Genomic DNA, 22,852 nt, shown 5'->3' on the forward strand with positions numbered 1-22,852 from the left:
CAGCCCGCTGGCGGAAGATCTTATTGGTTTAGCAGTTGGTAAACCGGCTGCTGTCCCGCTTCGGGCATCATCGCCCTGCTCAGGAAGCTGCGCAGGTGTGTGAACATCTCCTCGACATTCAGCGAAGCATACATCGCAGGATCGGCATCGATGTCGATATGCAGTTCGCTCGCATCCGTACGGCCACGCCAGGTAATGTTAAAACCATCCCCTGGGCCGCTCGCCATGACTTCCCGCTCTGCTTCACAGCCTGCAAACAGCGGAGGATCGAAAGGAAGCACGTTGATCAACGGTGAGAAAAAGTAACGCGTTCCTTTTCCCAACCCCTGATCGGCGGCCAGTGTCTCAATACGATAACGCCCGTGAGCACGCAGGTCTCGCAACGATTTCGCGGTGCGTTTGACGTAGTCCACAACCCTCTCCAGTGGCTCGACCTGAACAAACAGCGGCAGAATATTCACCGCCAACGCTGGGACGCTGGCGGCCACCATCCCACGGCGATTCATAACGGGCACCCAGATTGGCTGTACCTCAGCCTTGTTTTCCCCATAAAGCCGAAACGTCAGCCAGGCAGCGGAAAGTGCCAGTAGCAAATCCGGCCAGCCTGTACCGCAGCGCTCGGAAAAGGTGCTCAACTGCTGGCTAAAACGCTCAGGTAGTACCGCTTCGCTGTGCAGACACTCCGCACCGTAGTCCTCCCCTCCCTTTTGCAGAACCGGGAGCGAAGGCGCGTTGGTAACATATCGCCGCCAATACTCGGCGTCCTGCCGCGACTTTTCGCTACTGGCGTACCGCTGCTCTTCAGCCAGAAAATCATAAAACGCGTGGAAAGGTTGGCTAGCGGTGGATTTTTGCAGGCGGGCGCGGTAAAGCTCAGCGAGACGATGTTCGATTAGCGCCATGCCGAAACCATCAATAATAATGTGATGTGCCCGGATATATACGGTGTAATGCGTAGGTGCAAAGCGGATCAACCAAACGACCGCCAGCGGCTGACTCAGCAAATTGAGCTGACGCTCGATGTCGGCCTGCATCATCGACTCGGCAACATCGGTCTGTTGTAACTCAAGCAGACGTACCTGAGGACGCAGTTGGGGATTACAGCGCTGTAGCGGTAGTTCGTCATTGTCAGGCAGTTGAAACTGGATGGTAAAAACATCGGTTTCAGCAACAACCTGCTCCAACGCCGCTAACAGCCCCAGCTCATCAAGTTCGCCGCGTAGCGTAATGCGGTGGGCAACGGTAGAGACGGGCTGATGCGGGTGAAAGCTAAACTCCTCCCAAAAATCAAACTGTGCCGGTGTCAGCGGCAACCAACGGACTGACTGAACAGTTTCCAACATGTTCCATCCCTTTTCAGTTTTTCAGTGTTGTGAAACAGCGGCGTTTTATTCACCACCCGGTGAACGCCCAGCTTCACCTCAGAGAACGATATATGGCTCACGACATGCTCAGCACTGAAAATAAAAAGAATAGGTTGCACGATCTGACAGGATGAGTGGCCCACCCATTGATGGAAATAGTAATCATTATCAATAAAAAATGAAATATCTTTGCTGCATTTTCAGCTAAAACCAACGAAGGGAGGAAAGATGAAGACGGTACAATAGAAAAACAAAGCCGTATGCTTTGTGAATCTGCCACTGGATAGCATCTCTTTGAACCTGATTATAAGCCTGGGCTGGCGCTCCCCCTGCTTGCAGAATGCCAGCCCTTTGCCGACCCACTCATTTTTGCCCTGGCTCGCAATTTTTCGAATGTGACGTTCCCCTCATTCTGCCACTATGCTTTAATGTGCTAAACCGGTTTAATTAAGTTTAGCTAAAGAGAAATATCAGCATGAATACAAAAGTTTGGGTTCTAGGTGACGCAGTCGTCGACCTGCTACCGGAAAGTGAGGGCCGCCTGCTGCAATGCCCTGGCGGCGCACCGGCTAACGTGGCGGTAGGCGTCGCCCGCCTTGGCGGCAACAGCGGCTTTATCGGGCGCGTCGGCGACGATCCGTTTGGCCGCTTTATGCGCCATACTCTGCAACAGGAGCTTGTCGACGTCAGCAATATGCGGCTCGACAGTCAACACCGCACCTCCACCGTAGTAGTCGACCTTGACGATCAGGGCGAGCGGACGTTTACCTTTATGGTGCGTCCCAGTGCAGACCTGTTTCTGACAGAGGAAGATCTACCGGAATTTGCCGCCAATCAATGGTTACACGTGTGTTCCATCGCGCTCAGCGCCGAACCCAGCCGCAGCACTACCTTCAAGGCGATGGAGCAGATCAAACGAGCCGGAGGCCGGGTCAGCTTTGACCCCAATATTCGCCAGGACCTCTGGCAAGAGCAGGACCTGTTGCACGCCTGCCTCGATCGCGCCCTGCGCCTGGCAAACGTGGTAAAGCTCTCGGAAGAGGAGCTGGTATTGATCAGCGGCAGTGATGATCTAACACAGGGAATCGCCAAGGTAACTGAACGTTATCAGCCTGAATTGTTGCTGGTCACTCAAGGTAAAGCGGGGGTACTCGCCGCATTTCAGCAGCAGTTCACCCATTTCCGCACTAAACCCGTTGCCAGCGTGGATACCACCGGCGCGGGGGACGCTTTTGTCGCTGGCCTGCTCGTCAGCCTTTCTACGCAAGGGATGCCGACGGACATCGCCTCACTGGAATCCACGCTCACTCTGGCACAAGCCTGTGGTGCATTGGCCACAACGGCCAAAGGTGCGATGACCGCCCTCCCCTACCAGCGCGATCTTAATCGCCAGTGTTGATCCTTCAGGCCGCCCTGCGCGGCCCACTTTGTTGCATCTATCACACTTATTAAACCGGTTTAGCAAATTATATTCCCAGATCTTGCAGGTCATGTTTAACATAGCAATAAAACCGGTTTAGCAAAAACACACACCTTTCAATTTTACTTTTGGGATGCGACCAGCATGTATAAAAAAAGCACACTCGCGGTTCTTATCGCTTTGCTAACCGGCACCGGCTCAGCCCACGCGCAAACGGATCTCAGTACCATAGAAGCCCGTCTGATAGCGCTGGAAAAACGCCTGCAGGATGCTGAAAACAGAGCGCAAACGGCGGAAAACCGCGCCGAGTCGGCGGAGAAAAAAGTCCAGCAGCTCACGACGCAGCAGCAAAAAAACCAGGACACCACGCGGGAAGTCGCTCAGCGGACCGCAAAGCTTGAGAAGAAGGCCGATGAGAAAAGCGGCTTTGAGTTCCACGGCTATGCCCGCTCCGGTCTGTTAATGAACGACGCAGCCTCCAGCAGCAAAAGCGGCCCTTACCTGACGCCAGCCGGAGAAACCGGCGGCGCTATCGGCCGTTTGGGCAACGAAGCCGATACCTACGTCGAACTGAATCTCGAGCATAAACAGACGCTGGATAATGGCACGACCACCCGCTTCAAAGCGATGCTGGCCGATGGACAAAAAACCTATAACGACTGGTCGGCAGACTCCAGCGACCTGAATATCCGCCAGGCGTTTGCCGAACTCGGCAGTTTACCGAGCTTTGAGGGACCGTTTAAAGGCTCCACGCTGTGGGCCGGTAAACGTTTCGACCGCGACAACTTTGATATCCACTGGCTCGATTCCGACGTGGTGTTCCTCGCGGGAACCGGTGGCGGTATTTACGACGTGAAGTGGAACGATAGCGTTCGCAGCAATTTCTCTATTTATGGGCGTAACTTCGGCGATCTGGAGAATGTCGATAACAATGTGCAGAACTACATTCTGAGCATGAACCACTTTATCGGTCCGGTGCAGGTAATGGTGAGCGGCCTGCGAGCTAAAGATAACGACGACCGTAAAGATGACAACGGCAATGCCATCCAGACCGACGCTGCCAATAACGGCGTGCATGCACTGGTTGGCTTGCATAACGACAGTTTCTACGGTCTGCGTGAAGGCAGCAGCAAAACCGCGCTGCTCTATGGTCACGGTCTGGGAGCGGAAGTCAAAGGCATCGGCTCCGACGGTGCGCTCCTCTCTGATGCCAATACCTGGCGTTTTGCCAGCTACGGCACCACGCCGCTTAGCGAACGCTGGCATATCGCCCCGGCGGTACTGGCACAGAGCAGCAAAGACCGTTACGTCAAAGGGGATAGCTACGAATGGGTCACCTTTAACATGCGTCTGATCCAGGAGATCACCCAGAACTTCGCACTCGCCTACGAAGGCAGCTATCAATACATGGATCTGCATCCCGAAGGCTACAAAGATCGCAACGCTGTTAACGGCAGTTTCTATAAACTCACCTTCGCCCCGACGTTTAAAGCAGGCAACATCGGTGATTTCTTCAACCGTCCCGAGCTGCGCCTGTTCGCCACCTGGATGGATTGGAGCAAAAAGCTGGATAACTACGCCAGCGATGACTCCTTCGGCAGCAGCGGTTTCACCGCTGGCGGTGAGTGGAATTTCGGTATTCAGATGGAAACCTGGTTCTGACGGTTAAAAACCTGACGACAGAAACAACCGGGGCGACAAAGCGCATTTTGTCGCCCCGAACACAATAATGACGCAGAAACTGCGCACCCGTCGCCACGGGCACAAAACACGTAAATCATACGCATTCAGAGGGTACTATGGATTTTAAACAGATCTCCCACTCGCTGCTTCCGCTTTTGGGAGGTAAAGAAAATATCGCCAGTGCCGCGCACTGCGCCACGCGCCTGCGTCTGGTGCTGGTAGATGATTCACTGGCCGACCAGCAGGCCATCAGTAAAATCGAAGGGGTTAAGGGCTGCTTCCGTAACGCTGGACAGATGCAGATTATTTTCGGCACCGGGGTGGTGAATAAAGTCTACGCCGCCTTTATCCAAGCAGCAGGTATTAGTGAGTCCAGCAAATCGGAAACCGCCGACATCGCGGCAAAAAAGCTGAACCCTTTCCAGCGTATCGCCCGCCTGCTGTCGAATATCTTCGTACCGATTATCCCGGCAATCGTCGCCTCCGGCCTGCTGATGGGCCTGCTGGGAATGGTCAAAACCTACGGCTGGGTTGACCCAAACAACGCCATCTACATCATACTGGATATGTGCAGCTCGGCGGCGTTTATTATTCTGCCGATCCTGATTGGCTTTACCGCTGCCCGCGAGTTTGGCGGTAACCCTTATCTTGGCGCGACGCTCGGCGGCATTCTGACCCACCCGGCGCTGACCAATGCCTGGGGCGTAGCTGCCGGTTTCCACACCATGAACTTCTTCGGTCTTGAAATTGCCATGATCGGCTACCAAGGCACGGTGTTCCCGGTGCTGCTGGCGGTGTGGTTTATGAGCATCGTTGAGAAACAGCTTCGTCGCGTCATTCCCGATGCGCTGGATCTGATCCTGACGCCGTTCCTGACGGTGATCATTTCCGGTTTTATCGCCCTGTTGATTATCGGCCCGGCCGGTCGCGCGCTCGGCGACGGCATCTCGTTTGTCCTCAGCACACTGATTAGCCATGCCGGTTGGCTGGCCGGGCTGCTGTTTGGCGGTCTTTATTCGGTGATTGTGATTACCGGTATTCACCACAGTTTCCACGCCATCGAAGCCGGGCTGCTGGGCAACCCGTCCATCGGCGTCAATTTCTTGCTGCCGATTTGGGCCATGGCCAACGTCGCCCAGGGCGGCGCCTGTCTGGCGGTATGGTTTAAAACCAAAGATGCGAAAATCAAAGCCATTACTCTGCCCTCGGCATTTTCTGCCATGCTGGGGATCACCGAAGCGGCGATTTTTGGTATCAATTTACGCTTTGTGAAGCCGTTTATCGCCGCGCTGATCGGCGGCGCGGCGGGCGGCGCTTGGGTGGTGTCAATGCACGTCTACATGACCGCGGTTGGCCTTACGGCAATCCCTGGCATGGCCATCGTGCAGGCCAGCTCGCTGCTGAACTACATTATCGGGATGGCCATCGCCTTTGGCGTCGCTTTTGTGGTCTCTCTGGTACTGAAATACAAAACGGACGCCGAATAATGTCACTTCCATCACGCTTGCCTGCAATTTTGCAGGCAGTTATGCAGGGCCAGCCGCGCGCGCTGGCCGATAGCCACTACCCCCGTTGGCACCCTGCGCCCGTGACAGGGCTCATGAACGATCCCAACGGTTTTGTCGAATTTGCCGGACGCTATCACCTGTTCTATCAGTGGAATCCGCTCGCCTGCGATCACAAGTTCAAATGTTGGGCGCACTGGAGTTCAGCCGATCTGCTGCACTGGCAGCATGAACCGATCGCGCTGATGCCTGACGAAGAGTATGACCGCAACGGCTGCTACTCCGGCAGCGCGGTGGATAACGATGGCACGCTAACCCTGTGTTATACCGGCAACGTCAAATTTGCCGATGGTAGCCGAACCGCATGGCAATGCCTGGCGACGGAAAACGCCGATGGTACCTTCAGTAAACTCGGCCCGGTGTTGCCGCTGCCGGAAGGCTATACCGGTCACGTGCGCGACCCGAAAGTCTGGCAGCATGAAGGCCGCTGGTACATGGTGCTGGGAGCACAGGATCTGCAAAAACGCGGCAAGGTGCTACTGTTCAGCTCCACAGACCTCCATCAGTGGATGGCCAAAGGTGAAATCGCCGGATGCGGCATCAATGGCCTGCGTAACGCGGGCTATATGTGGGAGTGTCCGGACCTGTTTCCACTCGGCGACCAGCATGTCCTGATTTGCTGCCCGCAGGGGATCGCTCAAGAGAAAGAGCGCTATCTCAATACCTACCCGGCGGTGTGGATGGCCGGTGCTTTCGACTACGCCAGCGGCACCTTCAAACACCATGAGCTGCACGAACTGGACGCCGGATTCGAGTTTTACGCCCCGCAAACTACGCAGACTAGCGACGGCCGCCGCCTGCTGGTCGGCTGGATGGGCGTGCCGGACGGCGAAGAGGTGCTCCAGCCGACGCGTGCCAACGGCTGGATCCATCAGATGACCTGCCTGCGCGAGCTGGAGTTTATCGACGGTAGGCTCTATCAGCGCCCACTGCGTGAACTGACCGCTCTGCGCGGCAAAGCGCACGGCTGGCAGGAAGCCGCCCTGCCGTTGGTTCCGATGGAAATCACCCTGGAAACTACCTGCCACGACGCGTTAAACATCGATTTCGGCGGCGCGTTAACCCTGGAGTGCGATGCCAACGGCATCCGCCTGGCGCGACGCAGCCTCGCCAGCGACGAAACGCACTATCGCTACTGGCGCGGTACGATCCGCTCGCTGCGTATTTTCATCGACCAGTCGAGCGTGGAAATTTTCATCAACGAAGGTGAAGGGGTGATGAGCAGCCGCTACTTCCCGAACTATCCGGCACAGCTGATTTTCACGGGCAAAATGCCCGGCGCATTCTGTTACTGGCCGCTGCGGACATGCATGGTAGAATAAGCGTTTTGCTTTCAGGCTCATGGCGTCGTAATGAAAACCAAACGCGTTACCATTAAAGATATCGCCGAACTGGCTGGCGTTTCCAAAGCGACCGCCAGCCTGGTGCTTAACGGGCGTGGCAAAGAGCTACGCGTGGCGCAGGAAACGCGCGAGCGCGTGCAGGCAATTGCCCGCGAGCAGCACTATCAGCCGAGCATTCACGCCCGCTCGCTGCGCGATAACCGCAGCCACACCATCGGGCTGGTAGTACCGGAGATCACCAACTACGGCTTTGCGGTCTTTTCCCACGAGCTTGAGATGCTGTGCCGCGAGGCGGGCATCCAGCTGCTTATCTCCTGTACCGACGAAAACCCCGGTCAGGAGAGTATGGTGGTCAATAATATGATTGCTCGTCAGGTCGATGGACTGATCGTCGCGTCCTGTATGCATAACGACGCCGACTACCTGAAACTTAGCGAGCAGTTGCCGGTGGTGCTGTTTGACCGTTGCCCGAATGAAAGTGGCCTGCCGCTGGTGATGACCGATTCTATTACCCCGACGGCAGAGCTGATTTCTCGCATCGCACCTCAGCATAGCGATGAGTTCTGGTTTTTAGGCGGTCAGCCACGGCTCTCACCATCACGCGACCGTCTGGCGGGCTTTACTCAGGGTTTGGCACAGGCAGGCATTCAACTGCGTCCGGAATGGGTGATCAACGGCAACTATCATCCCAGTTCCGGCTATGAGATGTTCGCCGCACTCTGCGCCCGTCTCGGCCGTCCGCCAAAGGCGCTGTTTACCGCCGCCTGCGGGCTGCTGGAAGGGGTGCTGCGCTATATGAGCCAACATCATTTGCTCGATTGCGACATCCATCTGGCGAGCTTTGACGATCACTATCTGTATGATTCGCTGTCGCTGCGTATCGACACCGTGCAGCAGGACAACCGCCAGTTGGCCTGGCACTGCTACGATCTGATCAGCCAGCTTATCGACGACAACACGCCTGAGCCGCTACAGCGCTACCTGCCCGCAGCCCTGCAAATTCGCCATCGTTAATTTACGCATCAAGGCCAGTATGCCTCACTAGATGGAAAGCGATGTTGCTGGCTTCGTCTTCCGCCAGCAGGCGGTTTTGAATGGCGATCCCTTGCAGTTACGTTCGATGGCGGACGTCAGAGGGGCGACGAGGGTATCCTGCGATGCTGTCAGCACGCCAAGCGGCAAAATGAAAATCTGAAGGAATCCAAATAAAAAGGATACAAGCGAATGCGAGCCAGACGGCAATGGCATAGTGGAAATTTTAGCAAAGAAAAAGGGCCACGTTAGTTAATAACATGGCCCTGAATGTTGGCGGAACGGACGGGGCTCGAACCCGCGACCCCCTGCGTGACAGGCAGGTATTCTAACCAACTGAACTACCGCTCCGCAACGTTCCCTCTTGCGGGGGAACGAGGCGAATATTACGGTTGCCTCGCCATTCCGTCAACGTCTTTTCTTATAAAAAGAGTCGTTTGCACAGTTTTTCAACGAACACGCGTTAATTATGCCGCTTAGGCGTCATTTCTATCCCGAGAGGCTGTTATTCGGCTGCTGCGCCACCACGCCACAGGCAACTACCGCCCTTCTTTTGCACCAGATCCAGACGTGATTCGTGAGCCTGCAATTCTGCGTCACTGGCATAGATCACTTTCATCGCCGTAGCCGGGCGTTGGATGCGTTGGATATCCTGGGCTGAATCCGTCTGCTGGGTATCCCCCTCCATCTGGAAAGCCATCGAGGTCTGGCCACCGGTCATCGCCAGATAGACTTCCGCCAGGATCTCGGCATCGAGCAAAGCGCCGTGCAGCGTTCGCTTGGTGTTGTCTATCTCATAACGGTTGCACAGCGCATCGAGGTTGTTACGCTTGCCTGGAAACAGGCGGCGCGCCATCAACAGGCTGTCGGTAATGGTGCAGAAGGTCTCCGTCTTCGGGATATCTCGCTGCAACATACGGAACTCGTGATCCATAAAGCCGATATCGAACGCTGCGTTATGAATGACTAATTCGCCACCACGGATAAAGTCGATAAATTCAGCGGCGATCTGATCGAAAGTAGGCTTATCCGCCAGGAACTCATCGCTGATACCGTGTACGCCATAGGCTTCCGGATCCACCAGCCGATCCGGCTTGACGTAAACGTGGAAATGGCGCCCGGTCAGGCGACGGTTGATCACCTCAACGGCCCCGATCTCAATGATGCGGTGGCCTTCGTAGTGAACCCCTAGCTTGTTCATACCGGTGGTTTCGGTATCGAGAACGATCTGTCTGGTTGGTGTAGAGATCATAATGCTGTGCTCATGGCGCTGGTTTATGTCAGACTTGGTTTTTATAAAACTGATAGGAAGAGTCTACCAGAGATGCTTAAACAGGTAGAAATTTTCACCGACGGCTCTTGCCTTGGTAATCCAGGCCCCGGCGGTTACGGCGCAATTTTGCGTTATAAACAGCACGAGAAACTGTTCAGCGCGGGTTATTACCTGACGACCAATAACCGCATGGAGCTGATGGCCGCCATTGTGGCGCTCGAAGCCTTGACCACCCCCTGCGAAGTGGTGCTGAGCACCGATAGCCAATACGTCCGCCAAGGGATCACCAGTTGGATCCACAACTGGAAAAAGCGCGGCTGGAAAACCGCCGACAAAAAACCGGTGAAAAACGTCGATCTCTGGCAGCGCCTCGATCTGGCGATTGCCCGCCATACCATCCGTTGGGAATGGGTCAAAGGCCATGCCGGCCACCCGGAAAACGAACGTTGTGACGTGTTGGCACGTGATGCGGCAGGCAGCCCAACGCAGGACGACGTTGGCTACAAGCCCGAAGCTTAAGGCAGTTTGCGATAACTCTTGGTCGCGCCCACTGCGCGGCTGAGAGAGTGTTTCCTCGCCCCCACTTTCATCGGCGTTGGCGTCAGCGGCAAGGTTCGCTTGCGGGCTACAATCACGCTCATACAGCCAAGCGCCGGTAAATGCGTACTCAAGAAAGTCCCTCCCTTGCGCTGCCAAGGCAATACATGGAAGCGCGTCTGATCCAACACCTCATAATTAAGCAGGCTGAGCCAGTCCAACAGGCGCATCTGGGTAAACATCCGGCTGACGTAAGGCTGGTGTTTGCGCAACCGGGGGATCAGCTTCCCCAGACCTAGCAGGCTAAAAGGATTGAAACCGCTGATCACCAGCCAGCCATCGTCAATCATGACGCGATCGACCTCACGCAACATACGGTGTGGGTCATCGGCATAAGAGAGCGTATGGGCCAACAGGCAGGCATCGACGGACTTGGCTGCAAAGGGCAGTTGATAAGGATCGGCCTGAACATGCAGGTTATCCCCGGCCAATCCCACGTTAACCTGATGCGAGATGGCGCACTTTTCGCTATCCAACTCGGCGCTGAGATTGCCGATCTTCAACAGATGGAAACCAAACATCTTGGGCCACCAGGGCTGCAACTGCTGCTCCAACCCCTCACGATAGTATTCGCCCCACGGCAACCCGGCCCAGGAGTAAGGGCTAGTGAGCTTTTCTAGAGTCTGGGCTGGTTTCATGGTTTAGTATCTCTTTCAAGCCATTGCCAACGAGAGGTGTTCCATGAATCTTATCAGCATTCCCGCTTTTCAGGACAATTACATTTGGTTATTGGCTAACCAGCAAGGGCGATGCGTGATCGTCGATCCCGGCGAAGCTGGCCCGGTATTGGCGGCGTTGTCCCAACGGCAACTGACCCCCGACGCCATATTATTGACCCACCACCACCACGACCATGTCGGCGGCGTAGCGGAAATCGTTGCGCAATATCCGGATCTGCCGGTGTATGGCCCCCAGGAAACCGCCAATAAGGGAGCAAATCGGTTGGTTCAGGATGGCGATATCCTGGAAATTGGTGGGCGTAGCTACACTACCATCGCGGTTCCAGGGCATACCCTGGGACACGTAGCATTCTACAGTGCACCTTATCTTTTCTGTGGAGATACGCTTTTTTCAGCGGGCTGCGGACGGCTTTTTGAAGGGACTGCAGAACAAATGTACCACTCATTTCAACGGCTCGCGCAACTTCCCGACGAAACCCTAATTTGTTGCGCACATGAGTACACGCTCTCAAACCTTAAGTTTGCCAGGACAATTTTGCCGCAAGACCGCCAAATTGAAACATATCAGCAACAAATTGAGCAATCAAGGGCAAAAGGCGTACCCAGCGTGCCCACAACGTTGCAATTAGAGCGTAAAATTAATCTATTTTTACGCTGCCATGACACTGATTTACAAAAGGAAATAGGCTTTAATTCGCCACCGAGCCAGCTTCATTCGGTTTTTTCCGAATTACGCCTGCGCAAGGATGCCTTCTAAGCTTTTAGTTGTGTTTTTTGGCGAAGCAAAGTATCCTTGCTCGTCTTTTAAGCAACTATATTGACACACACATGAAGGCTAAAGCGATACTTCTCGCCTCGGTCTTGTTGGTTGGTTGCCAGTCATCCTGGCAGGATGTACCGGCACCAAAGCAACATGCACAGAGTCTGTCTTCGGCAGGTCAAGAAAGTGAAGCAGGAGAGTACACAGCGAGTTCGGCACGGTGGCTAGACAGTAACAGTAGCGCCGCTCAGCAGAACCTGTGGAACTTCATTAGCGACGAGCTGAAGATGGAGGTTCCGGAAAACGACCGGATCCGTGAACAGAAAAGAAAATATTTAAAAAGTAAGAGCTATCTCCACGATGTAACATTACGGGCAGAGCCGTACATGTACTGGATAGTCGGGCAGATTAAGAAACGCAATATGCCGATGGAACTGGTACTGCTACCCATAGTGGAGAGCGCTTTTGACCCTCACGCCACGTCAAGTGCCAATGCCGCAGGGCTATGGCAGATCGTGCCGCAAACGGGTCGCAATTATGGTTTGAAAAACAATCAGTGGTATGACGGGCGCCGTGATGTTGTGGCCTCGACGACCGCTGCGCTTAACATGATGGAGCGTTTGAACCGCATGTTTGACGGTGACTGGTTATTGACCGTCGCTGCTTATAACAGTGGTGAAGGCCGAGTCATGCAGGCGGTTAAGGCGAATAAACGTCAGGGTAAGTCCACCGAGTTCTGGGCATTGTCGCTTCCGCGTGAAACGTCAATCTATGTCCCGAAAATGCTGGCACTGAGCGATATCATCAAGCACAGCAAAAAGTACGGCGTCAAGTTGCCAAAAACTGACGAAACCCGTGCACTGGCGCGTATTGATGTCGGGCAGCAGATCCAGCTGACTCAGGCGGCAGAGATGTCTGGGCTTTCTCTCACCAAGATGAAGGCTTATAACCCTGGCTACAAGAAAGGCGTTACGGCACCTAATGGGCCCCATTACATCATGGTTCCCAAAAAGAATGCCGCACAGTTGAAAGACTCGTTGGCCGACGGACAGATAGCTGCGACATTACCAACCACCCAGTTGGCGAAGAACAGCGGCCTGTCAGGCGGAAGTGCGTATAAGGTTCGCTCCGGCGATACGTTATCCACCATCGCCAAACGGTTGAACGTTAAGACCAGCGATTTGCAGAGTTGGAACAATTTGCGTGGCAAGAGCACGCTGAAAGTTGGGCAAACCCTGCAAGTGGCCAGCAATGCCAGAGATAACAGCAGCATCACCTACCAAGTACGTAAAGGTGATTCGCTATCCAGCATTGCACGTCGTCACGGCGTCGAAATTAACGACGTGATGCGTTGGAACTCAACGCTCGGCAAAGGCAGCAGTCTGCAACCCGGTGTGAAGCTGACGCTGTTTGTCAGCAACAAATCGTCGCCGGAAACCTAAGTTTTCGCTACAAAAAAAGCATCCCTCGGGATGCTTTTTTATTGGCCAAATTTCGCTACCAGACCGGTTTATCGGTTTGCGAATGGAACTCCACCAGCAGCGGATTGTGGTCTGAGGCCTGAGTCACCAGCACCGAGGCCTCTGTAACGCCCAGGTTGCGGTAAAAGATAAAATCCAACGGACGGCCAAAAGCTTTGCGGCGATGATCGTCGGCGAAGTTGACCTCGTGCAACGCCATATCGCTGGCAAATTGATACAGCGCGTTGATACGCTTGCGGCTCCAGGCGTTAAAATCCCCCGCCATGATCACCGGCCCCCGATGGAGGGCGATCTGCTCACCAATCGGGCCAAGCTGCTTGCTGTAAACATCCACTCCCAGACTAAAGTTCACCGCGTGGATATTCACGACCATCAACAGTTGACCATCTAATAAAGGATAGACGGTGATCAACGCCGACTTGGCCAAACGCAGCAGCGGCTCCCGTTCGCGCAACGGGCAACAATACACCGGATGTGCGGCCGCCAGCGTCATCACACCGGAAGGGTGTTGCGGCAACACAAAGGCGGGCACCTGATCGGCCGCCAGATAGTTAGAGGTGGCAAAGCTGACCAATTCCGGCGTGGTCTGCGCCTCCTGCAATAGCACCAGCTGCGCATCTTTACCGAAGTCTTTCAACACCGAAAGCCAATCGGCACGCTGCTGTTTGAAAATATTCCATACCATCACCCGCAGCGCACCAGACGTAGGCAACGCAGCCCCCGGCGGTAGCGGCTGATTGATGGCACCAGGGAAAATCCGTTCAACTGGCTGGCCCGCAACATACCTCATTGCATAAGTTCGTTTCGGCACGTTATTCGCCTATTTCCCGTTCGGATGAAAATCACGTTGATAGCAACATGGCTACCAAGACTAAATTGAGTATACGCCTGAGCGGCTCTGCCAACATGGCTTTTAGAGATCCAGTTATAGGGGCAAGGCGGGCCGATTTCAATCAATGCTGTGTATGTGTCTGTAAAGGTTCGCGCTGAATGCGAAAAGGCCCACTAATGCGGGCCAAGAAGAAAGGGGCTAGATGGGATCAGGCGAACTGCTGTTGGTAGCGTTTATCCAAACGGCCACTAAGGCCGATCAACAACAACGCCCCCACCACAATCAGCGCGCCGATCCAAGGCGTTTGCGCCAACCCTAGTGAGGCTACGGTCTGTCCACCAATCACTGATCCCAGTGCGATCCCCACGTTGAAAGCCGCAATATTCAGGCCAGAAGCAACGTCTACCGCGTTCGGCGTGTACTGCTCAGCCTTCTGCACCACATAAACCTGCAAGCCTGGCACATTGCCAAAGGCAAATACCCCCATTACCACCACCGTCAGCAGCGCAGCGACGCTGTGGCTGGCGGTAAACTGAAACACCAACAGCAAGGCGGCTAACGCGGCAAAGATAAAGCTCAATGCACGTACCGCGCCATGACGGTCGGCCAGCTTGCCCCCCCAGATGTTACCGATAGCTACCGCAATGCCATAGGCCAGCAAAATCCAACTGACGGCCGGAGCCGAAAAACCAGCCAGCTCCTGCATCATCGGTGCCAGGAAGGTAAAGGTCGTAAATACCCCGCCGTAGCCCAATGCGGTCACGGCGTAAATCAGCAGCAAGCGCGGGTGAGTCAGCACTTGCAGCTGATCGCGGATGCTGGCACTGGCCTGGTTCTTGATGTTGTTCGGGATCAGGATCAGGCTGGCAATAATCGCCACCATTCCAATCAACGACACCGCCAGGAAGGTCTCACGCCAGCCGAAGTGCTGGCCGATAAATGTGCCTAGCGGCACGCCGGTCACCAGCGCAACGGTCAAGCCACCAAACATGATGGCGATGGCCGTTGCCGCCTTCTCTTTGGCTACCAGGCTAGTCGCAATGGTTGAACCCACTGAGAAAAACACCCCGTGTGCCAGGCCAGTCAGTAAACGAGCAACCACCAGTGACTCATAGCTCGGTGACTGCCAGGCCAGCAGATTGCCAAGGGTGAACAGCACCATTAAGCCCACCAGCAGCATCTTGCGCGGCACTCGGCCGGTTAATGCAGTCAGTACCGGAGCACCGATCGCCACCCCAATGGCATAAAGGGTCACCAGCAACCCTGCAGAGGGCACAGTGACGTTCAACTGCTCGGCGATGGTCGGGATCAATCCGACAATCACAAACTCCGTGGTGCCGATGGCATAGGCACTGATGGTCAAGGCAAGTAAAGCGAGAGGCATTGCTAACTCCAAAATAGCGTTCGGGTTGATAGCGGTGATTATCTGCCTGTGCTTAAATGATAAAAATGCTCAAAATTTCAAATAAATTTTGCTGATGGAGCAACAATGAAGGCAAATTCGGATGAACTGATCACCTTTGTCACCGTGGTGGAATGCGGTAGCTTCAGCCGCGCGGCGGAGCACTTGGAACAGGCAAACTCGGTGGTCAGCCGTACGGTAAAAAAGCTGGAGAGCAAGCTGGGGGTCACGCTGCTCAATCGCACCACCCGCCAGATAAGCCTGACGCAGGAGGGAGAAAACTATTTCCGCCAGGTGCAGAAAGTCCTGAGCGATATGGCCGCGGCGGAAAATGCGCTGATGGAGAGCCGCCAGCGGCCCCAGGGCCTGTTGCGCGTGGATGCCGCAACGCCGGTCGTGTTGCACGTACTGACCCCATTGGTTGGCGAGTTTCGTGCCCGCTACCCGGAAATGTCGCTCTCGCTGGTCTCTTCAGAAACCTTTATCAACCTGATTGAGCGCAAGGTCGACATTGCCATCCGCGTGGGGGAACTGACAGACTCAAGTTTGAAGGCCCGCAAACTGATGACCAGCTATCGAAAAATTGTGACGTCACCCGCCTATCTGCAGCAGTTCGGTACCCCGCAAAGCGTGGAGGATCTGGCGCAACACTGCTGCATCGGCTTCAACGATCTGCCCAACCTGAACCGTTGGCCATTAGCCTGCGCCGATGGCCGGCAGTTGGAGATCACTCCGGGGTTGACCACCAACAGCGGAGAAACACAGCGCCACCTTTGCCTACATGGCAACGGTATCGCCTGCCTGTCGAACTTTATGATCGATGAGGATATCCAGCGTGGGGATTTAGTGCAGATCCTGGTCAAGGAGACACTGCCGGTTGCCGTGCCGGTCAATGCGGTTTATTACAGCGACAGCGCCGTAAGCAACCGCCTGCGCAGCTTTATCGACTTTCTTAGTGAAAGCCTCACACCTCGCTAACCTGTCCGATGTTGTAACCAGAATGTGGTGGGAGTCAGGCCACCCAGCTTCTTCTGCGGCCAGTGTTGGTTATAGCTGGCACAGAGCGCTTGCAGCACAACATCCAGCGAAGAGTTCTCCGCTACTGGTAACAGGTCCGCCAGTTGGCTTTCGAGCCGCAGCACAATCTCCATTTGCGGTAGCGCGGGTTGTTGCAACCTTATCCCCTGCTCCCGACACCATAGCTGTAAGGGATGGGCCTGAGACTCGCTATTGCCGAACAGCTTTTTATTTTCAGTCTCAATAGATTGTATATCACCCGGGCAGTGCGGTAACAGTTCCTTCAGCCAGTTGACCACCAGCATCGGCGAGGCTCCCGCAAAGGCTCGTGCACTCAGCCAGCCGCTGACCTTCTCTTCGGCCCACAAGAGGTGTTGCTCGCCGCCATCTTCGGCCGATAGGCTAATTCGTTGATAAAAAAGAGCGAGAGTTCCCGGCAGTTCACCCGCTTTTACCGCCTTTTTACCTCGTAGCGCCCTATTTTCTGCCTCACTACGCTGGCCCACACCGCGCAGATAGCGATCCAAGCCCGCACGGGAGATCGGCTGTTGCATACCCTGAACCACCACCACCACCAGCTCATCCAGCGGCAGCTGTAATTTTTGTCTCAGCCAGTTGATAAGCAAACTCTGTTCGTCTGTCAGTGCCTTGCGAAGGCTCTTGGGCACCGTATGGCGATCGGCGACATCCTGGCGCTGCCGCCAACGGCGTACCGTCGCCACGGAAATACCCAGCTCCTGCGCCAATACGCGATCGCTTTTATCCGATTGCTGGATATAACGCCGTACTCGTGGGGTAGTGGTCGCATTGGCATGTAGCTTGATTTCCATCGTAGACTCCACACTAAAATTGATGCCTCATCATAACTAATCTTGTGAGATATTTTATAAATTCACCTCACACTGTGAACTGATTCACCTTTCTTTAAAATCCATTCACTGATAATCCCAGCCAATAAGTCGCCACCCTTACCTGTTTCCTCCAATACGCATACCTATGGGGTTTACCATGAACAACGCTCTGGGATTTCTTGAAGCCAAGCTGATGCCTCTGGCGGCCAAGGCCGCACAGCAGCGGCATTTGTGTGCCATTCGCGGTGCCTATGTTTCCTTTATGCCGTTCATTATCGTCGGCTCGATCCTGCTGGTGATCTCATCGTTCCCCAATCAGGGTTACCAGCAGTTTATGGCGGGCCTGTTTGGTGCCAGTTGGAGCAATATCATCGAGATCCCGTTCAACGCGGTGTTCTCCACCATGTCGCTGTTCGTCAGTTTCCTTACCGCTTACCGCCTGGCGGAACATTATGATGAGGATCGCGTCTCCAGCGGTATTCTGTCGCTGGTATGCTTCCTGATCCTCACGCCGTTTATCAAGGTAGAAGCCTTGGGCAATATCAATGTGATCCCGACCGAGTGGATCGGCAGCAAGGGGCTGTTTGTGGCGATGATCGGCTCACTGCTGTGGACCGAACTGTTCTGCTACCTCAAGCGCCGCAAGCTAATCATCAAAATGCCCGAAGGCGTGCCACCTGCGGTACAGGAATCCTTCGCCGCTCTGCTGCCTGCACTGTTCGTGATCATTCTGGTGCTGGCGATCCGTATTCTGTTCGAACACACCAGCTACCAAACCATTCATCAGTTTATTTATAACGTAGTCGCCACGCCGGTACGTCACTTTGGCACTTCCTACATTGGCGCTCTGCTGACGGTGTTGAGTATCACCATCCTATGGTCGGTGGGGATCAACTCTGGTTCGATGGTCAACGGCATCATCCGCCCGCTGTGGATGGAAAACCAGACCGACAACATCGCCGCTATCCAGGCCGGGGTCACGCCACCGCACATCGTCACCGAACAGTTCTTCGATATGGTCTGGATGGGCGGTGCTGGTGCCACCCTGTCGCTGGTGATCGCCATTCTGTTCTTTGCCCGTAGCAATAGTATTCGCGAAGTAGGCCGCATGGGGGCCGCAGCTTCAATCTTCAACATTAATGAACCGATCCTGTTTGGCCTGCCAGTGATCATGAACCCCATCATGCTGATCCCCTTCAACCTGGTGCCGGTGGTGTTGGTTACCGTGCAATACGTGGCGATGAAGGTGGGGGCTGTCGCCGTCACTACCGGGGTGTTTATCCCCTGGACGCTACCGCCGGTGATCAGTGGCTTTATCGTGACCGGCCATTTGAGTGGCAGCCTGATGCAGATCGTTAACCTGCTGATCGGTGCCATGCTTTATCTGCCTTTCCTGCGCATTCTGGACAAACAGTATCGCGCAGCCGAAACATCAGGAGTTTGATATGTGGGGAATGATTGCAACCTGGCGTATGGCACTGGAAGGCGTCACCCAGGCCAGTGAAGCGCTGAAAGCCGGGGCAAGCGCCACACATAGCGTGGTTAGCGCGGTGGCGGAAGTGGAGGATTTTCCGTTTTATAAATCTGTCGGTTACGGTGGTCTCCCTACCGAAAATGGTGAGGTAGAACTGGATGCGGCCTTTATGGATGGTGATACGCTGGCCTTTGGTGCCGTTGGCAACCTGGTGGATATCGCTAACCCGGTGAAGGTTGCCCAGGCGCTGAGCCGCGAACGCTTCAACAGCGTCCTGGTGGGAGCTGGCGCACGTGAGTGGGCCCTTAGCCAGGGTTTTGCCGACAAGACCATGCTCACCGAGCGTGCAACCCAGCACTATCGTAAGCGCTGCCGCGAAACCATCGATAAGGGCCTTAGCCCCTACGATGGCCACGATACCGTCGGCATTATCGGCCTCGATCTGCATGGTTCAATGAGCGTGGCCACGTCTACCAGCGGGTTGTTTATGAAACGTCGTGGCCGCCTGGGTGATTCACCGGTGATTGGTTCCGGTTTCTACTGTGACAGCCAGATCGGCGCCGCAACCGCCACGGGCGTGGGTGAAGACCTGATGAAAGGTTGCACCAGCTATGAGATCGTGCGTCGTATGCAGCAAGGTATGACGCCACAACAGGCAGCCGATTCGGTCGTCTTCGAGTTGGAAGATCGGCTGATAGCCCGCTTTGGCCGGGTGGGCGATCTCTCCGTAGTCTGTATGAATCGGCAAGGGGAGTTCGGTATTTCTACCAATATCAAAACTTTCTCGTTTGTGGTCGCCAGCGCTATCCAGCCACCAACGGTGTACCTGGCAGAACGCCGCGCCGAGCATACCCACTTCACCCCAGCCAGCGAGCAATGGCTAGCCGACTATGCCGAGCGCATTCGCGCGCCGATTGAGGAGATCCATTTTGATTAAATATCGGTTACAGAGTGAAATCCCCGTATGGGGAGTTAACAGCCATGTGATTAGCTACCCCGGCAGCCCACTGCAATTACCCTGCAATGCAGCCCTGGTACAGGAACTCCATGCCACCGCCCAGCAGCAAACCGCCGACTGCGCCTATGGCTGTGCTCCGGCAGGCCGCGTCACGCTGTTGCCAAAAACGTTCTGGTTCGATGGGCAAACCAGCAAGCTGGTCACCGCACTGCGTCCTCTACTACGCAGTGGTACTAGTACGCAGTTGATTGTCGACTGCACGGCGTTTGATCACCGCAGCCTGCCGGCACTGAACCCTCTGCTGCATTTCCTGTTCAACCTGGATTACCAACTGAGCGATCTCGGGCTGAAAAAGGCAGAAGCGTCACCCACACCGCGTATCCAGGAGTTGGTGTTCTATTGCCAGCCGGAGCAGCGAGCCACTCTCGAGCCACGCCTGTCTCAAGCAACTGCCACCGCCATAGGGATGAAGGCAGCACGACGCATTGCCGACACGCCAAGCGATCGCTGCACCCCGGCATTCTTTGCCAGCGAGATCGCCCGCCAGATTGCCCCCTATCCTAGCCTGAGCTGCGAAGTGTTGGATGAACAGCAGATCGCTGAACAAGGTCTGGGCTTGCTACAGGCCGTAGGTAAAGGTGCCGATAATCCTCCGCGTCTGGTGGTGATACGTTACCAGGGGAGCGTCACTGGCCCCTTCAGCGCCTACGTGGGCAAAGGTATCACTTTCGATACCGGTGGCCTGTGGCTAAAGGGCGGCGATGGCATGTACACCATGAAATATGACATGTGCGGCGCAGCTAACGTCTTTGGCCTGATGCTGGCCGTGGCAGAACTCAAGCTGCCGGTCAGTCTGGTTGGCGTACTGGCGCTGGCCGAAAATATGATTGGCCCGGCAGCGATGCGCCCTGGCGATGTCGCAACCAGCTACAGCGGCTTAACCGTGGAGATCAACAACACCGATGCTGAGGGGCGACTGGTGCTGGCGGATGGCATCGCCTACGCCAGCAGGTTGACCAATAATCAGCGGCCACCTGAATACGTGATCGATCTGGCTACGCTCACCGGCGCGGTGGTCAAGGCCTTGGGTTACGATCTTAGTGGCATGATGACCGAGGATGAAAACCTGCGTCACGATCTCACTCAGGCAGGCTTGCGCAGTGGCGATCCTCTGTGGTCATTACCGTTGGACGATCGCTTCAGCAAACAGGTCGAGAGTCATATTGCCGACCTGTGTAACACGCCGACCAACAATGCGGCGATCAGTACCTCCGCCGCCTACTTCCTAAGTCGTTTCAGCCCAGCGAATATTCCCTGGGCACACCTTGATATCAGCGGCACTGCGTTGTGGCGCGAAAATGGCCGTAGCGTGGCCTCTGGCCGACCGATCCCACTTTTAATCCAGCATTTGCTGGAACGCCTGGAGAAATAACATGAAAAAGATCCTGTTAGTGTGTGACTTGGGTATGTCCACCAGTCTGCTGGTGAAAAAGATGCAAGAAGCAGCCAAAGCGCGCGGCATTGACGCCGAGATCTGCGCCAAATCGATCCGTGAATACAAAACGGCGGTAACCGAATTTGACGTCGCACTGCTGGGGCCGCAGATCCGCTATAAGCTGGCCGAGTGCGAGAAGATTGCCCACGAGCACCATAAAAAAGTCGCCTGCATCGATATGATGGCCTACGGCACCATGAAGGGTGACAAGGTATTGGATCAAGCCCTGGCGCTGATTGAGGAAGCCTGATATGGATTTGGAAAACGAAGTGATGGAGCTGATTGCCAATGCGGGTTACGCCCGCAGTCTGGTGTTTCAAGCCATGCGCTGTGCACGCGAAGAAGAAGACTTCGTGCAGGCCGAACAGTATATGCAGCAAGCGCAGGAGGCACTCTCTGGCGCTCATCACGTGCAGACCAAACTGATCGAAATGGACGAAGGCAGCGGTAAAATCCCGGTTCATCTGGTGATGGTCCATGCACAGGACCATCTGATGAACGCGATTATGCTGATGGAAATGGGCCGTGAGATTATCGCCCTGCACCAAAAGATCGCTCGTTAAAACCAGCTAAGCCGTCTGTGGCCTCAAACCCACAGACGGCCAACCTATCAATCCCAGTTTGGTGCCAGACCTTCCGGACTAACCAGGCGGCCATTGCATTCCAATGCAGCAATCGCCGCCATTTCATCATCAGACAGCGTCAGTTGCTGGGCCAACAGGTTGCTCGCCAGGTTTTCACGCTTGGTCGAGGACGGGATCACCGCATATCCCAGTTGCATAGCCCAAGCCAGGATCACCTGAGCGGCGGTCACATCACGGCGCTTGGCGATATTATTGATGACTTCATCCTGCAACGCCTTGCCATAAGCCAACGTCATATAGGAAGTGATAGCAATGCCATGCTGTTGCGCAAATTCAACCACCTGACGGTTTTGCAGATACGGTGAGAGTTCGATTTGGTTGGTGGCAATCGCATCAGCCCCCACCGCATCAATAGCGCGCTGCATCAGTTCAACGGTGAAGTTGGAAATACCAATCTGACGCGTCAGTCCGAGTTCCTTAGCCTTCACCAACTCCGCCATAGACTCGGCAACCGAGACTTCATCGTTCGGTGACGGCCAGTGGATCAAGGTCAGATCCACATAGGAGGTTTGCAGCTTTTTCAGGCTTTCTTGCAGGCTAGGGATCAGTTGGTCTTTGCCCAGGTTGGCGATCCAGATTTTGGTTGTGATAAATAGCTCTTCACGTTTCACGCCACTGGCTGCGATAGCTTGGCCGACGGCCGCTTCGTTCTCATAGATTTGTGCGGTGTCGATGGCACGGTAGCCCAGTTCCAGAGCGGTGCTAACGGAATCGATCACCACTTGATCTTGCAGGCGGAAGGTACCTAAGCCAAATGCAGGGATGCTCATAATTGTGTTCTCTCGGTTTGTTTATCAAAACAGCTTGAGAGGATTATGGCAGCAGTTTTGTTGATCAAAAACGCCCTATTGTGCATAAGACTTTTGATTGGCAGGCAACAATAATCAGAAATTGACGCTAATTGAGGCAGGAATTAGTCGTTGAAGAGATTAATTTAAGCAAATGAAAAAGCCCTGAGTCAGAGACTCAGGGCTTATCAAT

21 protein-coding genes, 1 tRNA gene and 1 pseudogene are annotated in these 22,852 nt (G+C 54.9%); 15 read left to right on the forward strand and 8 right to left on the reverse strand.

Features of this window, described 5'->3' with window-relative positions; genetic code table 11:
* Positions 1–20 precede the first annotated feature (20 nt).
* Entirely contained in the window at positions 21–1,343 is a 1,323-nt protein-coding gene (locus ACKWMY_RS12885) for a condensation domain-containing protein (RefSeq protein WP_409486404.1), read from the reverse strand.
* A gap of 496 nt (positions 1,344–1,839) precedes the next feature.
* Here ACKWMY_RS12885 and ACKWMY_RS12890 point away from each other — a divergent pair, with 496 nt between their 5' ends.
* From ACKWMY_RS12890 to ACKWMY_RS12915, 6 genes are all read left to right on the forward strand, one after another.
* Complete coding sequence (locus tag ACKWMY_RS12890) at positions 1,840–2,763, forward strand: aminoimidazole riboside kinase (protein WP_024529020.1); 924 nt, start codon at positions 1,840–1,842, stop codon at positions 2,761–2,763.
* A 165-nt stretch (positions 2,764–2,928) separates the two neighbouring features.
* Positions 2,929–4,446, forward strand: coding sequence for a carbohydrate porin (locus tag ACKWMY_RS12895; protein ID WP_211136343.1), 1,518 nt, complete (start codon positions 2,929–2,931; stop codon positions 4,444–4,446).
* Between the two features lie 137 nt (positions 4,447–4,583).
* Positions 4,584–5,954 carry a sucrose-specific PTS transporter subunit IIBC gene (locus ACKWMY_RS12900; RefSeq protein WP_074031748.1) on the forward strand — a complete coding sequence of 457 codons (1,371 nt, stop codon included), beginning with the start codon at positions 4,584–4,586 and terminating at the stop codon, positions 5,952–5,954.
* The gene (locus ACKWMY_RS12905) at positions 5,954–7,354 is read left to right on the forward strand and encodes a sucrose-6-phosphate hydrolase (protein WP_409486405.1); all 1,401 of its coding nucleotides are present in this window, start codon (positions 5,954–5,956) and stop codon (positions 7,352–7,354) included. Before ACKWMY_RS12900 ends, ACKWMY_RS12905 begins: the two co-directional genes overlap by 1 nt.
* A gap of 30 nt (positions 7,355–7,384) precedes the next feature.
* Positions 7,385–8,389, forward strand: coding sequence for a LacI family DNA-binding transcriptional regulator (locus ACKWMY_RS12910; protein WP_074031746.1), 1,005 nt, complete (start codon positions 7,385–7,387; stop codon positions 8,387–8,389).
* A gap of 31 nt (positions 8,390–8,420) precedes the next feature.
* Positions 8,421–8,570, forward strand: a complete 150-nt coding sequence (locus ACKWMY_RS12915; RefSeq protein ID WP_161629486.1) for a hypothetical protein — start codon at positions 8,421–8,423, stop codon at positions 8,568–8,570.
* Positions 8,571–8,681: 111 nt separating this feature from the next.
* Here the strand turns inward: ACKWMY_RS12915 and ACKWMY_RS12920 are convergent.
* Positions 8,682–8,758 (reverse strand) — tRNA-Asp (locus ACKWMY_RS12920).
* Between the two features lie 154 nt (positions 8,759–8,912).
* Complete coding sequence (gene dnaQ / locus ACKWMY_RS12925) at positions 8,913–9,659, reverse strand: DNA polymerase III subunit epsilon (protein WP_021181966.1); 747 nt, start codon at positions 9,657–9,659, stop codon at positions 8,913–8,915.
* Between dnaQ and rnhA the strand changes: the two are divergent.
* A pseudogene (rnhA, locus tag ACKWMY_RS12930) lies at positions 9,613–10,199 on the forward strand (ribonuclease HI). The gene dnaQ and the pseudogene rnhA overlap by 47 nt on opposite strands.
* On the opposite strand, the gene ACKWMY_RS12935 reads toward rnhA, so the two are convergent.
* Complete coding sequence (locus tag ACKWMY_RS12935) at positions 10,196–10,915, reverse strand: class I SAM-dependent methyltransferase (RefSeq protein ID WP_024529025.1); 720 nt, start codon at positions 10,913–10,915, stop codon at positions 10,196–10,198. The pseudogene rnhA and the gene ACKWMY_RS12935 sit on opposite strands and share 4 nt — an antisense overlap.
* Before the next feature lie 43 nt (positions 10,916–10,958).
* Between ACKWMY_RS12935 and gloB the strand changes: the two genes are divergently transcribed.
* Both gloB and mltD read left to right on the forward strand, forming a co-directional pair.
* Positions 10,959–11,714, forward strand: a complete 756-nt coding sequence (gene gloB / locus ACKWMY_RS12940) for a hydroxyacylglutathione hydrolase (RefSeq protein ID WP_074031745.1) — start codon at positions 10,959–10,961, stop codon at positions 11,712–11,714.
* A 71-nt stretch (positions 11,715–11,785) separates the two neighbouring features.
* Positions 11,786–13,159, forward strand: coding sequence for a murein transglycosylase D (mltD, locus tag ACKWMY_RS12945; protein WP_037434951.1), 1,374 nt, complete (start codon positions 11,786–11,788; stop codon positions 13,157–13,159).
* A gap of 55 nt (positions 13,160–13,214) precedes the next feature.
* Here the strand turns inward: mltD and ACKWMY_RS12950 are convergent, their stop codons facing one another.
* Both ACKWMY_RS12950 and ACKWMY_RS12955 read right to left on the reverse strand, forming a co-directional pair.
* Complete coding sequence (locus ACKWMY_RS12950; protein WP_024483606.1) at positions 13,215–14,009, reverse strand: endonuclease/exonuclease/phosphatase family protein; 795 nt, start codon at positions 14,007–14,009, stop codon at positions 13,215–13,217.
* A 229-nt stretch (positions 14,010–14,238) separates the two neighbouring features.
* Positions 14,239–15,414 carry an MFS transporter gene (locus tag ACKWMY_RS12955; protein WP_074031744.1) on the reverse strand — a complete coding sequence of 392 codons (1,176 nt, stop codon included), beginning with the start codon at positions 15,412–15,414 and terminating at the stop codon, positions 14,239–14,241.
* A gap of 105 nt (positions 15,415–15,519) precedes the next feature.
* Here ACKWMY_RS12955 and yafC point away from each other — a divergent pair, with 105 nt between their 5' ends.
* Positions 15,520–16,410, forward strand: coding sequence for a DNA-binding transcriptional regulator YafC (yafC, locus tag ACKWMY_RS12960; protein WP_074031743.1), 891 nt, complete (start codon positions 15,520–15,522; stop codon positions 16,408–16,410).
* On the opposite strand, the gene ACKWMY_RS12965 is transcribed toward yafC, so the two are convergent.
* Positions 16,407–17,279, reverse strand: coding sequence for a hypothetical protein (locus ACKWMY_RS12965; protein ID WP_409486406.1), 873 nt, complete (start codon positions 17,277–17,279; stop codon positions 16,407–16,409). The two genes, yafC and ACKWMY_RS12965, sit on opposite strands and share 4 nt — an antisense overlap.
* A 178-nt stretch (positions 17,280–17,457) precedes the next feature.
* Between ACKWMY_RS12965 and ACKWMY_RS12970 the strand changes: the two genes are divergently transcribed.
* The 5 genes from ACKWMY_RS12970 to ACKWMY_RS12990 are packed head-to-tail and all read left to right on the forward strand — an operon-like array spanning position 17,458 to position 21,790.
* Positions 17,458–18,744, forward strand: coding sequence for a PTS sugar transporter subunit IIC (locus ACKWMY_RS12970; protein ID WP_024529031.1), 1,287 nt, complete (start codon positions 17,458–17,460; stop codon positions 18,742–18,744).
* Position 18,745: 1 nt separating this feature from the next.
* Complete coding sequence (locus ACKWMY_RS12975) at positions 18,746–19,711, forward strand: N(4)-(beta-N-acetylglucosaminyl)-L-asparaginase (RefSeq protein ID WP_409486407.1); 966 nt, start codon at positions 18,746–18,748, stop codon at positions 19,709–19,711.
* Positions 19,704–21,164 carry a leucyl aminopeptidase family protein gene (locus ACKWMY_RS12980; RefSeq protein ID WP_409486408.1) on the forward strand — a complete coding sequence of 487 codons (1,461 nt, stop codon included), beginning with the start codon at positions 19,704–19,706 and terminating at the stop codon, positions 21,162–21,164. The genes ACKWMY_RS12975 and ACKWMY_RS12980 overlap by 8 nt, the downstream gene beginning before the upstream one ends.
* A gap of 1 nt (position 21,165) precedes the next feature.
* On the forward strand, positions 21,166–21,477 hold the full coding sequence (locus ACKWMY_RS12985; RefSeq protein ID WP_024483599.1) for a PTS sugar transporter subunit IIB: 312 nt from the start codon (positions 21,166–21,168) through the stop codon (positions 21,475–21,477).
* Position 21,478: 1 nt separating this feature from the next.
* Positions 21,479–21,790, forward strand: a complete 312-nt coding sequence (locus ACKWMY_RS12990) for a PTS lactose/cellobiose transporter subunit IIA (RefSeq protein WP_024483598.1) — start codon at positions 21,479–21,481, stop codon at positions 21,788–21,790.
* Between the two features lie 47 nt (positions 21,791–21,837).
* Here ACKWMY_RS12990 and dkgB read toward each other — a convergent pair whose 3' ends face one another.
* Positions 21,838–22,641 (reverse strand): 2,5-didehydrogluconate reductase DkgB, encoded by an 804-nt coding sequence (gene dkgB / locus ACKWMY_RS12995; RefSeq protein WP_098928608.1) that lies wholly within the window; start codon positions 22,639–22,641, stop codon positions 21,838–21,840.
* Positions 22,642–22,852: the final 211 nt, after the last annotated feature.

Origin of the sequence: Serratia sp. J2, from assembly GCF_046269175.1 — a bacterium.
In the GTDB taxonomy this organism is placed as follows: Bacteria; Pseudomonadota; Gammaproteobacteria; order Enterobacterales; family Enterobacteriaceae; genus Chania; species Chania fonticola_C.